Source organism: Leptolyngbya sp. AN02str, from assembly GCF_050565595.1.
In the GTDB taxonomy this organism is placed as follows: Bacteria; Cyanobacteriota; Cyanobacteriia; order Elainellales; family Elainellaceae; genus Kaiparowitsia.
The window spans coordinates 238,444-250,625 of the sequence record NZ_JBNXVR010000004.1 but is presented as its reverse complement, the minus strand read 5'-3'; the positions used below and the strand labels follow the sequence as shown (position 1 = coordinate 250,625).

Genomic DNA, 12,182 nt, shown 5'->3' with positions numbered 1-12,182 from the left:
CAACCGATGGCAGCGGCAGTGGCGCGATCCTCAATGCGCCCTGGCTGCTGCTTAAGTTCTAGCGAATCCCAAGATTTAACCGTCTGTCTTCTTAAAACTCGTGAAATACTTTTTCAGCACGCCCTAGATATCGGGAAGTTGAAAACAAGAAGTTAAAAAATGATGAGCACTACTTGATTTTATATTCCCATATGGTTATATATTATTTTATACGACTTCAGATTTGGTTAAACAAGAGTGGGAGTAATGCCCACAAAAGGTTTTGATAAAGTGCCTCGGTCGAGTGGTGTGACGGCTGAGCATGTCGACAATAGCGCAGCAAAATAACAGCAAAAATCACTGGCCTAAATGCGGAGCGTAGTAAACCATGGCAAATATTGTTGTGATTGGTGCAGGTTTGGGAGGGCTACCAACGGCGTATGAGTTGCGGCATTTGCTGCCCGCCCAACACACAGTGACCTTGATTTCGGAGCAGCCCAAATTTACATTTATTCCCGGCTTGGTTCGGGTTGCGCTGGACATGGCACCTCTGGATCACTTTCAGCTGGAGTTAGATCCATTGGCAAAGCAACATGGCTTGGAATTCGTGAATAGCCGGGTCACGGTCTTTGATCCTCACATGAAACGCATCACCGTTGAGAATGGGCAGACCGTTGATTATGACTATGCGGTGATTGCTACAGGGCCAGGGTTTGCCTTTGATCAAGTACCTGGGTTGGGCCCCCATGGTGGGTATACCCATTCCATTTGTTCTGCCTCCCATGCCCTCGAAGCCCGAGAAGCATGGCTCCAGTTTTTGGAAAATCCTGGCCATTTGGTGGTGGGAGCCGCCCCAGGAGCGGGATGTTTTGGTCCGGCCTACGAATTTATCTTGATGGCAGACTGGATCCTGCGACGGAAAGGGCTGCGGGATAAGGCAACGTTGACTTTAGTCACTCCCGAACCCTATGTAGGGCATTTGGGAGTAAGCGGGGTGACGAATGCTCAAGAACTGACGGAAGCTCTGCTCCGCAAACATGATGTCGAAATGATTGCCAACACAGCGATTACGGCGATCGCCCCGGATCACATCACCCTGGATGATGGTCGTATTCTTCCCCAAACCTATGCCATGATTTTGCCTGCATTCCGGGGCGTGCAGTTTATCCTCAACACGCCTGGTCTAGGCAATGAAAAAGGCTTTATTCCGATTCTACCGACTCAACAACACCCGCATTTTCCCAATATTTATGCACTGGGCGTTAGCGTGAACCTGGCCCAGCCCGACAAACCCCGCGTTCCAATTGGTATGCCCAAGAGTGGACAAATGACCGAAGCCATGGGCATGGCAGTTGCCCACAACATTGCTGTTGAGCTGGGAGCCATGCCAGCACCCTTAACGGTGCCGACCCTAGAAGCCATCTGCTTTGCCGAATTTGGAAAGACCGGCATCTTATATGTTGCGGCTCCTGTGTTGCCCGATCCGGACACTCAACAACGGCGCTATGCCTATGCGGTACAGGGCTCCTGGGTTGTTTGGAGCAAAACGGCCTTTGAGCAATACTTTATGACCAAAATGCGGCGAGGAGCTGCCGTTCCCTGGTTTGAGCGATTGGGACTCAAGACGTTGTTTGGTGTGGATCTGGTGAGACCGATGCTGACTCCTCAGTCCACCGCTACCAGCGTTTAATGCGGTCTTTCGTCTGTTTGTTTGTTCATTCATGGAATCCCCATGCTATGACTATCAACCCCGCAGATCGCACCGATCGCACAGGAAAAAAAACACTGAATATCCTTCCCGATGATCGTGAATTTGAACAACTGGCGAATCGCTTTAAACTGCTTGGTGAACCCGCTCGGTTACGAATTTTGACCGTTCTATGTGACGGAGAACGGAATGTTCAAGATCTCTGTGAGCAAACGGGATTGTTACAGGCAAATGTCTCAAAACATTTGCAATTACTCAAAGCAACGGGCATCGTCACCTGTCGAAGAGAGGGCATCTTTCGCTATTACCGCTTGATTGATACAGCGTTGATGTCTGTTTGCCGCAGTATTCAAGAAGAACTTGCCCAGCAGCGCTGCCATTAAATCTAGAAAAGCGAATGATGCTCAACATAAATATTCGACACAAATAATCAACACGAATATCCAATACGGATATTCAACGAGGAACCAGCATGCGAAAACACGTATATCAGATAATTGTTGGCATTGGGTTGGCGATCGCCCTCCTCAGTGTTCATTCATTCCCTGCCCTGGCTCAAGGCGATCCGGCAGATCTGGCAAAAGCCGTGCAGGAAATTGAAGCGCTAGATCAGTTGAGATCAGGGCTGGCTTCCACCTTGGAGGGACACACCGAAGAACCCACCATGCAAACCATGAAGGAGGTTTGTAAGCCGGTTGGGATGCGAGCCATGCAGCTAAGCCAAGAGAACCACTGGCAGGTGAAACAAATTGCCAGCAAGTATCGCAATCCTGCCCATGCCCCAGATAACCTGCGCTCAAAAATTGCATTGGCTCGCTTTCAGCAAAACCCCGATTTGATGGGATTTTGGGATCGAGAAATCGTCGATAGACAAGAGGGCACCCGCTACTACCGCCGCATTAATGTGGAGACCAGCTGTCTGGCTTGCCACGGTTTACAGGCCAAGCGTCCGCAATTTGTTAAAGACAACTATCCACAAGATTTAGCCTACAACTTTCAGGTGGGTGATTTGCGGGGTATGTATGCGGTGTTTATTCCCGATTTGAAAGCGGCTTTAGAACAGGCTGGAGAAAGTTGATAACGATGTTCTCTCAACCATTCCGAATTTTGCCCGATATCACGGCATTGATGGGACGCTGCATTGCGGTTTTGATGCTTAGTTTAGGAATGTTTGTGAACTGGGGGTTTATAGACTCAGGGCCAGCGATCGCCGCGATTCGACAAATCGAAGAGGCCCCCGGTCAGATCGTCTACCAGTCGCGACATTCATTGACGGATCAAACGGGTAAACGCTGGCAAGCGATCGCCTTTAAGCGCATTCGTGCCGATGGTCGTCTTCACATCTATCTACGACTGGTGGGCTTTCCGGGAGCAGGGGCAATCGATCGCGCCCAACCCCTTACCTTCCGCAGTTCCATGGGCGAAACCCTGACCTCAGCCGATGCGTCCGCCCAAATCTTTAGCGATGCCAGCGCTCCCGAGCCGAACGTGGGGCAGTATGATTTGCAGCCTTTGTTATCCCAACTCCAGGCAGAACTTCCCTGGTACTTGAGTTTACCGATGACTGAGGGTTCGCCCCTGACGTTACCCCTTCCTCCAACGTTGATACAAGAGTGGCAAACCTTGGCGAATGATTCATGATGCGATCGCAACTTTGTAATGCATACAGGAGCAAAAACAATGACAGTTAAGTTTGTAACACATACGCTCAATACCGGTGATATTACGGTGATGGGACAGGTCAGTAATGTTGCCACGGTTCAAGGCAGCAAAATTTCTCGAATTGGTGCCGTAGAAGGCCACGAGCAGGAAAATCCAGCTGCAATTCATGTCAATTTTCAGATATCAAATAACCCTGAAGACCTGTTGGTGTGGATGCTGGGCCTTGCCGATGCCATTGAAATTGGCCTGCATCTGGTGGCCATGGGCATTGAAGACCAACCCTCTCCTCACATTGAAGAGGTGCGCGATCGCCTCTCTCAATTGGTGTCTGAGCTTGACCGCAGCTTACAAGTTTTTCACTAAATCATGTGTGCAATTTAGGAGTGATTCCTGTGTGGAAGCTATTAGAAATTATTCAGAAAAACCTCGTTTGGGCGATTCCATCTTCAATAGTCGTTGGCATCATTGTGGGGTATGTAACCAACCCGGCTCCGTTAAAAGCCTGGATTATACCGCTCACGTTTCTCATGGTGTATCCCATGATGATCAACTTGCAGATTCAAAAAGTACTGTCTGGTAGAGACTACAAGCTACAGTTGATGACCCAGTTCATTAATTTTGCCATTGTTCCCTTTTTTGCCTATGGGATGGGGCGCATTTTCTTTGCCGATCGCCCTCTGGTGGCGCTGGGGTTGCTGCTAGCCTCGTTACTACCGACAAGCGGCATGACGATTTCTTGGACTGGATTTGCCAAAGGAAACCTGAGTGCAGCAGTGAAGATGACCGTGATTGGGCTGATTCTGGGATCGATCGCCACTCCCTTTTATGCCAAGTGGTTGATGGGAACCGTGATTGAAATTCCGCTGGCTGACACATTCCGCCAAATTGCCATTATCGTATTCCTGCCCATGCTACTGGGAATTGCCACCCGCCTGATTTTGATTCAAATGATAGGGGCTGACAAGTACAACAAAAACCTTAAGCAAAAGTTCCCAGCCTTTTCTACATTGGGAGTTCTAGGGGTTGTCTTTGTGGCCATGGCATTGAAAGCAAAAGATATTGTGGCAAATCCTCTGGAATTACTGTCGTTTTTGATTCCGTTAGCAATTCTCTATTTCGGGAACTTTCTGTTGAGTACGCTCTTGGGTAAGGCAATCTTTAATCGGGGAGATGCGATCGCTCTTGTCTACGGTACTGTGATGCGGAATTTGTCGATTGCTTTGGCGATCGCAGTCACTGTGTTTGGCGGCGAACAGGGTTCCGAAATTGCGCTAATTATTGCGATGGCATACATCATTCAGGTACAGGCAGCCGCTTGGTACGTAAAGTTAACCGATAAGATTTTTGGCCCTACTGAAGAAACGATTCAACTCAAGAGCAGCTAGGAATCATCTCGCCATGCCGATTCTGGTCAAAACTGTATGTCCTCTACCACCTCGACTCAAACTTCTCCCCTGCTAACCGCGACCGATCACCCATTGCCCTTGAGTGCAGATGTTGCTAATGCAGATCCGCCCAATGACAAGACGGTTGAAGATTGTCGAAGTTGGTTCATGTTGCATCGGGTTTGGGGCCAATTATCCGCAGAGGCATTGCAAGCGATCGCCCAATCTCTTTACTGTTTTCGCGTAGAGCCACAAACGCTCATATATCAAGAAGGGCATCCCTCTACCGGACTCTACTTGCTGAAGTGGGGCACGGTTGAAATTTCCCGCCGTTCTGCCATTGGCAAATCCCTAATTCGCTATCGCCATGCAGGCGAACTGTTTGGATATGTGTCGCTGATGGCAAACCCCGAAAATAGCAGACATCAGACGCAGGCGATCGCCCTTACGGCTAGCGAAATCTGGTTTTTGCCCCAAGCTCAGTTTCGCCAGTTAATGCAGCAATATGCCGAAATTGAACACTTATTTAATGCCCTGCTCGCGCAAGACTTAAATGCGTTCAGTGCCCGAATTGCCCAAGAGCAGCGACGGATTCAAGGTTTACAGTCCTACATTCAAGCGGTTCCCATCGGGAAAACCATTCTGGGGAACAGCAAAGCCAGTCAAAAGTTGGCAGAACAAATTGATCGAGCCGCCGCCACCCTCAAACCTGTGGTATTTCAAGCCCAAGCTGGAACTGGAAAAACCTTTCTAGCAGGGCTAATCCATGCCCGATCTGCCCTAGCAGACCAACCATTTGCAGAACTAGATTGCGCCAAGTTGCCGCGTTTGCAGGATGGCAGACTCAATACTGACATTGTGTTTGGCAGAATCGGTGGGCAGCCGGGTATTCTCGAACTGTTGGAGCGGGGAACCCTTCTGCTAAGTAATGTCCAGGTGCTGAGTGAGGGCGTTGGCGAAGCCTCTGCTTGGGAGAATCGCACGTGCCTAATTCACTATTGCAAAACAGGAACCCTGCTTCCGAACCATGGAGTGGGTGAAGCCAATGGCCTGACAACCGAGCCGCCCAAACCTGTCCAATCCTGGGTGCGCCTGATCCTGTCTGCCCCAAACAAACTAGAGTGGCCAGAGGTAGATACTATTTCTATCAAGCTGTTTAGCCTATCTCAGCGTAAGGCAGATATTCCAGCGTTTGCCCGTTACTTTTTAGCCGAGTTGTGTCGAGACCAAAATCGGCCGCTGCTGAGCCTGGATCAGTCAGATCTGCGTCGCTTGATTAGCTATGACTATCCGGGCAATCTCACCGAATTGGCAGAGATCTTGCATCGGGCGGTGATCATGACTCCACCTGGACAAACGGTGATTCCCGAACAAGCGCTCTGGTCAGTACAGTCCGCCAAAAACGCCTTTCGAGTGGATCTGCTCACCCATGTGCCCTGGCTGCGGCGCGTGTTGCTGAGCCGCTGGTATCCAGAGGCGATCTGGATGGGGATGATGGCGTTTTTTGTGCCCGTTACGATCGCAGGCTTCCTTGGCCCCCAAACCCGAGATAGCAGCGTGACGCTGAATCTCTTTTGGGCTTGGTGGTGGCCGGGTTATTTATTTTTGTTTGTTTTTGTTGGGCGACTGTGGTGCGCTATCTGCCCGTTTATGATTACGGCCGAATGGTTGCGGCGGCTGTCACTGTGGCTGCTTCCACGCCAGCAGCTTCCCTGGAATACCCCATGGTTGAACCGTTGGGGAGCCTGGATTTTGTTTGGTGGGTTTGTTGCGATTTACCTGTGGGAGCAGCTTTGGGATTTGCCACACCATGCCTATCTCTCGGCATGGTTGCTGTTGGCGATAACCGCCGGAGCCGTCATTTTTAGCCTGATGTATGAGCGGCGGCTGTGGTGTCGGTATCTTTGTCCGATTGGCGGCATGAATGGGATGTTTGCCAAGTTAGCCATGGTGGAGGTGCGATCGAGCCAGCAGGTGTGCGGCAGCCAGTGCAACACGTTTGGCTGCTATAAAGGCAGTGATGTTACTCCTGTCCGATTTGCCGATGCGTTACCTAACGAAGGACAATCGACAGGCGGCTGTCCCCTTTACTCCCATCCGGCTCAGTTGCAAGATAATCGAGACTGTATGCTCTGTATGACTTGTCTCAAAGCCTGCCCCAACCGATCCGTGCAATTCAACTTGCGGTTTCCCACAGCAGACTTATTAGACCATCATCAGGGGTTTGGAGCGGAAGTTGCCCTGTTGCTGCTGCTGCTGGGTGGCGTGTTCATGCATCATGCCCCGCGAATTTTAGGAGGGTTGGGCTTCTACGATATTGCCATTGACGCGGATCATTTACTGACCAGTACGCCGATCGTTCTTGCCCTCCTCAGCATTCCTGCTGTGTTGACGTATTTGACTCATGCGATCGCCCGCTTCCTTGATCCCCAACAACCCACCTACCTTACGGTTATCTACGCCTATTTACCTTTTACCCTGGCAACAAACCTGGCGCACTATGTCCCAGCGGCGGTCACGGAAGCGGGGAAGATTCTACCTGTCTTGGCGCGAACTTTGGGCTTTAGCGGTGTTGGTTTACCCACCCTCACCTGGAGTGCAGATGTTGCAGCATTTCTGCAAGGGGTCACCCTGCTCTCGGCTTTCGTGTTCAGTATCTATCCCTTACTCCGAATTACTCAACGTCCCTTTCTCAGTAACCTTCCCCATTTGCTGCTCATGGGTGGGCTGACTGTAACAAGTTTTTGGCTCATCATTTGAACGCTTCACAATCTGCCGGTGTACGCCGTATGAACATTTATGCCAGCATTACCGAAATCATTGGTCACACCCCTCTGATCAAGCTGCAACGCTTACCCAAACAGTTTGGCTGTGTGGCAGAAATTGTCCTGAAGCTAGAGGGACTGAATCCCGCAAAATCGGTGAAAGATCGTATTGCCATCAGCATGATGCTTGAAGCAGAACGGATCGGCCTCATTCAACCTGGGATGTCTACGATTGTGGAAGCCACCTCTGGCAATACCGGAATCGGGCTAGCCATGGTGTGTGCAGCCAAGGGATATCGTTTGATTTTGACGATGCCAGAAAACATGAGCCAGGAACGCCAACAAATTGTGCAGGCGTATGGAGCAGAGGTAGTTTTAACCCCGGCTGAAGCCGATATGCCAGGCGCGATCGCCCATGCAAATCAACTCCTAACAACCATTCCTAACGCGTTCTCGCCGCATCAGTTCAGCAATCCTGCGAATCCCAAAATTCACTATGCCACAACCGGACCTGAAATCTGGCAGGATACCGATGGACAACTGGCAGCCCTGGTTGTGGGGGTGGGGACAGGTGGCACGCTCACGGGGGCTGGACATTACCTGAAACAGCAAAAGCCTGATCTACACATCGTGGCTGTTGAACCTGCCAGGAGTGCCGTACTGAGCGGTAGACCTGCGGGACAGCATAATTTGCAGGGTATTGGCGCGGGCTTTATTCCTGAGGTTCTGCGGGTAGATTTGATTGATGAAATTGTTACCGTTACTGAAGAACAGGCTTACAAAACTGGGCGACAATTAGCGCAAGTTGAAGGCATCATGAGTGGAATTTCAACTGGTGCAGCCGTCTATGCAGGGTTACAAATTGGAGGGCGATCGCAATACCAAAATCAACGAATTGTGATCATCCAACCTAGTGCGGGAGAACGTTATCTCAGCACCGAAATGTGGGATGAGTGGAGCATAGAAACAACTTTACAAGCATCATCCGCCACAGTGAATCAAGACTAGAATCTTTTTTAGCGATACGGTTGTATGTTGCAATGGTTGCACCCTGGATCTGATAAATTGCCTCTGTCGAAACTGGAGGCACAAACGATTGGAAGTCGCTCGTATATCTCCTTCATGCAAAGTCAGTTGATTTCAAAGATTGCAAAAGTTTTAGCCAACGCGATCAACTTTTTGAAGGCTTGGCATCGCCATTGCCTCAAATATTTTGTTCTGTTACCATTTCGCTGATCGGAAGCAACGTTTTAACGTCAGAAGTAGCCGTTTCATCTGTACCTTAAGAAGGAGATTAGGCTTTGGCAACCTCGCCGACAGATTCGCAGATCTAATCCTTTTCAGCGCCTCGACACTATTAAAACCCAGACCCTAAACCTTTGTGTTGCCCGCTGTGTGGACGACAAAGGTTTAGAGTTTTATGTTGAATGATGGCGGCTTGCTTAATACTTCACCAGATTGGCGATGGCTAGCATTTGTAGAAAATAAGCCAAACTGGTCATGACTTTCCAAAATCAAAAGTGATACTGTGTACATTTCTGGTTAGATTCCAGCTAATAAAAATGCGGGAATTCTCCTCAGATCAATTGCAGCATCGGATTGGGTAAGTGACCCATCCATTTTCATGGTTCATTTGAATTAATCAAGTTTACTCTGAAAGCGAATATTCAACTCATCACTCCCTTTATTTACAAGACATCAATCGTTATTGCAAAGGTTCTTATCAACGTAGCCTCTATGAAAAATATTAAGCTGGCCAAACTATGGGATTCGCTCCGTTCTAGCTACTGGTTTTTACCCAGCTTAATGGCATTAGGGGGAATGCTTCTCGCGTTTGGCGCGCTGACGCTTGACCACACTGATCAGCTGAAAGCTGAAGATATGAACTGGATTTATCGAGGTGGAGCAGAAGGTGCACGAGGATTGCTTTCTGCTATTGCGGGTTCAATGGTAACGGTAGCAGCAACCGCTTTTTCGATCACGATCGTTGCGCTCCAACTTGCTGCTTCGAACTTTGGACCGCGATTACTGCGGAATTTTATGCAAGATACAGGCAATCAGGTTGTATTAGGTACGTTTATTGCGACCTTTCTTTATTGCTTGCTGGTGCTACCAACAGTTCGTGGAGAGGATTACGGCCAATTTATCCCGAAGTTTTCAGTAACGATTGCGATTGGGCTGGCGATCGCTAGTACTGGGGTATTAATCTACTTTATTCACCACGCATCAACCATTATTCAAGCTTCCCACGTGATTGCGGATGTCGCTGATGACCTGGAGCGTGCGATTGAACGGTTGTTTCCTGAGGAAATCGGACGAGGTAAGCCACAGCATCAATGGCAAGCGGAAGAAATTCCTCAAGATTTTGATGCTAGTGCTTACTCAGTTCAATCCCAAGAAACCGGCTATCTACAAGTCGTTGACGATCATGCACTGTTGAAAGCGGCTTGTAAGCATGACCTGTTGCTGCGTCTCCAAGTCAAACCAGGCAAGTTTGTGAGTAAAGGCAACACGTTGATGCAGCTCTATCCAGAAACGCGAGTAAACCAGAAACTGATTGATAAGATTCACCGCACCTTTCTAATCGGAAAAGAGCGAACTGAGCAACAAGATATCTCATTCCCAATTGAACAATTGGTTGAGATCGCTGTACGAGCCCTCTCTCCAGGAATTAATGATCCATCTACAGCTATCCGATGTATTGATCGTCTTGGTACTGCACTGTCTTCTTTGGCAAAGCGAGAATTTCCCTCCCCTTATCGTTTTGACAATGAGAACAATTTACGCGTTATTGCTGAACCTGTCGCTTTTGAGCAATTAGTTGATATCGCATTTACTCAAATTCAGCATTATGGACAATCTGATGTGAGAATCATAATTGGTTTACTCAATGCGATTGAGCAAATTGCTTCGTGCACTCATCGTCCACATGACCGTTTTGTGTTGCAACAGCAAGCTGAAACAGTTATGCAGCTTAGCTATGAAAGGCTGTCTCTAGAGAAAGATAGAGAGAAGGTAGCTGGGCATTATCATCAGGTGATGTTGGCGTTCAAACAATAGGCAATGCGAGGTTGAATGAAGGACTAGGCCCTTTTGTTGAATGTTCCAATCACCAACTAACGCTACCGAATTTGATTGCTTATTCTGCTTAGCGTGCTTTATAAACCTGAGTTTTGGATAAGCTGAATCGCCCAATTTTGCGTGCGCGTCGCGCACGCAAAATTGGGCGATTCTGAGGGTTGCGCGTCGCGCAACCCTCAGAAAAGCTCTTAACCAAAACTGACGGTTTATAAAAGTTGCTGGACAATGAATCCGGCAATGCCTCCTATTAATACAATCCAGGCTGAGTTGATTTTGAGTCGAAAGACTGCGATCGCAGCCAGCACCGCCAGTACTATCGTCACCCAGTCTACCAGGGCAGATTTTCCCAGGGTAAACACAACTCCCGCCATTAGCCCTAGTGAAGCAGCATTAACGCCGTCTAAAAATGCGCTGAACCAGCGAGATTGACGCAAGATCGGCACCCAAGGATTCACGATGCCCACCAGTAAAAATGCAGGTAGAAAAATACCAACAGTACCTGCGATCGCACCAGCGTTGCCTGCTAGCAGGTAGCCCACAAACGTTGCGGTGGTGAAGATAGGACCGGGAGTGAATTGGCCGATTGCGATCGCATCCAGCAGTTCCTGAGAGGTGAGCCACCCCAGATGCTCTACCAAGTCTCGCTGCAAAAAGGCTAGCAGCACATAGCCGCTGCCGTAGAGTACTGAGCCAATCTTGAGAAAGAACAGAAACACCTGAATCCAGTTTGCTCCGACTCCTGTTGTCGCTGCTGCCATACCGCCGGTTTGGGCCAAGGTTCCAGAAAACGGGAGCACTAGAGCAGCGGTGCCACTGAACCTAAGGTTCTTGCTCAACATCACCGCCAGACCCGCTACCAGCAGCAGCGCGATCTCATTCACATTGAGAAAATACGCCACAATTACCCCAACAGCCGCCAAGAGTGTCAGTTTGTCCTTAATCGCCTTTTTGCCCAGCTTGAACAGCGCCTGCAAGATAATAGCAATGATGACAGGCTTGATGCCATACAGCAGCCACTCCACCTGGGGAACTGTTTGATAGCGAACATAGAGCGCGGCAAGAATCCAGACAATCGTCATTGCAGGCAGAATGAAACAGCTTCCTGCCACAAATAGCCCTTTCCAACCTGCCCGCTCGTAGCCAATGTGAATCGCCAGTTCCGTCGAGTTGGGGCCAGGAATCAGGTTGGTCACCCCAATCAGATCCAGCAGCTGCTCCCGGCTCATCCACTGCCGCCGCTTTACCACCTCATCATCCATCATGGCGATGTGGGCTGCCGGTCCGCCAAAGGCAATGCACCCCAACCGAAAGAACACTGCCGCCAGCTCTTTCAACCGCTGTTGTTGCTGCTGCGGACTGAGTGTTGACGGAGATGTGTGCTCATGGACAGGCTGACTGACAGGTTGCTTTGACTCCGGGGTATCCATGCTTTAATGACTGTTTGAGGGATCAATCAGAAGGTGCCATACTTTGGTATCGGATCGCGATAGCCCAGAGCACATTCAAACCTACAGTCTCGCGTACAAGCAGGTACTTTGCTCACCTTTCTTGACGTGCGATCGCCACTACAGTCAACCTCTTTCGGTTCAATTGTGATAATAA

Annotated in this window: 10 protein-coding genes; 9 read left to right on the top strand and 1 reads right to left on the bottom strand. The window is 49.4% G+C overall.

The window, feature by feature from the left end; genetic code table 11:
• The first annotated feature begins 367 nt into the window (after positions 1-367).
• The 9 genes from ACQ4M4_RS05070 to ACQ4M4_RS05030 all read left to right on the top strand — a co-directional run bounded on the left by ACQ4M4_RS05070 (position 368) and on the right by ACQ4M4_RS05030 (position 10,559).
• The gene (locus tag ACQ4M4_RS05070) at positions 368-1,669 is read left to right on the top strand and encodes an NAD(P)/FAD-dependent oxidoreductase (protein ID WP_430683382.1); all 1,302 of its coding nucleotides are present in this window, start codon (positions 368-370) and stop codon (positions 1,667-1,669) included.
• Positions 1,670-1,716: 47 nt separating this feature from the next.
• Positions 1,717-2,070, top strand: a complete 354-nt coding sequence (locus tag ACQ4M4_RS05065) for an ArsR/SmtB family transcription factor (RefSeq protein WP_430683381.1) — start codon at positions 1,717-1,719, stop codon at positions 2,068-2,070.
• 89 nt (positions 2,071-2,159) lie between these two features.
• Entirely contained in the window at positions 2,160-2,765 is a 606-nt protein-coding gene (locus ACQ4M4_RS05060; protein WP_430683380.1) for a Tll0287-like domain-containing protein, read from the top strand.
• Positions 2,766-2,770: 5 nt separating this feature from the next.
• Complete coding sequence (locus ACQ4M4_RS05055) at positions 2,771-3,328, top strand: DUF3122 domain-containing protein (RefSeq protein WP_430683379.1); 558 nt, start codon at positions 2,771-2,773, stop codon at positions 3,326-3,328.
• Positions 3,329-3,367: 39 nt separating this feature from the next.
• Entirely contained in the window at positions 3,368-3,712 is a 345-nt protein-coding gene (locus tag ACQ4M4_RS05050; protein ID WP_430683378.1) for a hypothetical protein, read from the top strand.
• Positions 3,713-3,741: 29 nt separating this feature from the next.
• Complete coding sequence (locus tag ACQ4M4_RS05045) at positions 3,742-4,734, top strand: arsenic resistance protein (RefSeq protein ID WP_430683377.1); 993 nt, start codon at positions 3,742-3,744, stop codon at positions 4,732-4,734.
• Between the two features lie 36 nt (positions 4,735-4,770).
• A complete protein-coding gene (locus ACQ4M4_RS05040) occupies positions 4,771-7,494 on the top strand; it encodes a cyclic nucleotide-binding domain-containing protein (protein ID WP_430683376.1) in 2,724 nt (907 codons plus the stop codon).
• 29 nt (positions 7,495-7,523) lie between these two features.
• Positions 7,524-8,507, top strand: a complete 984-nt coding sequence (gene cysK / locus ACQ4M4_RS05035) for a cysteine synthase A (RefSeq protein ID WP_430683375.1) — start codon at positions 7,524-7,526, stop codon at positions 8,505-8,507.
• A 729-nt stretch (positions 8,508-9,236) separates the two neighbouring features.
• Positions 9,237-10,559 (top strand): DUF2254 domain-containing protein, encoded by a 1,323-nt coding sequence (locus ACQ4M4_RS05030; RefSeq protein WP_430683374.1) that lies wholly within the window; start codon positions 9,237-9,239, stop codon positions 10,557-10,559.
• A 227-nt stretch (positions 10,560-10,786) separates the two neighbouring features.
• Here ACQ4M4_RS05030 and ACQ4M4_RS05025 read toward each other — a convergent pair whose 3' ends face one another.
• Positions 10,787-12,007 carry a chromate transporter gene (locus tag ACQ4M4_RS05025; RefSeq protein WP_430683373.1) on the bottom strand — a complete coding sequence of 407 codons (1,221 nt, stop codon included), beginning with the start codon at positions 12,005-12,007 and terminating at the stop codon, positions 10,787-10,789.
• Positions 12,008-12,182 lie beyond the last annotated feature (175 nt).

Bases quoted from the DNA above. Each gene is read 5' to 3' on its own strand.
- ACQ4M4_RS05070 (WP_430683382.1), top strand. From the start codon at position 368: ATGGCAAATATTGTTGTGATTGGTGCAGGTTTGGGAGGGCTACCAACG.
- ACQ4M4_RS05065 (WP_430683381.1), top strand. From the start codon at position 1,717: ATGACTATCAACCCCGCAGATCGCACCGATCGCACAGGAAAAAAAACA.
- ACQ4M4_RS05060 (WP_430683380.1), top strand. From the start codon at position 2,160: ATGCGAAAACACGTATATCAGATAATTGTTGGCATTGGGTTGGCGATC.
- ACQ4M4_RS05055 (WP_430683379.1), top strand. From the start codon at position 2,771: ATGTTCTCTCAACCATTCCGAATTTTGCCCGATATCACGGCATTGATG.
- ACQ4M4_RS05050 (WP_430683378.1), top strand. From the start codon at position 3,368: ATGACAGTTAAGTTTGTAACACATACGCTCAATACCGGTGATATTACG.
- ACQ4M4_RS05040 (WP_430683376.1), top strand. From the start codon at position 4,771: ATGTCCTCTACCACCTCGACTCAAACTTCTCCCCTGCTAACCGCGACC.
- cysK (WP_430683375.1), top strand. From the start codon at position 7,524: ATGAACATTTATGCCAGCATTACCGAAATCATTGGTCACACCCCTCTG.
- ACQ4M4_RS05030 (WP_430683374.1), top strand. From the start codon at position 9,237: ATGAAAAATATTAAGCTGGCCAAACTATGGGATTCGCTCCGTTCTAGC.
- ACQ4M4_RS05025 (WP_430683373.1), bottom strand. From the start codon at position 12,007: ATGGATACCCCGGAGTCAAAGCAACCTGTCAGTCAGCCTGTCCATGAG.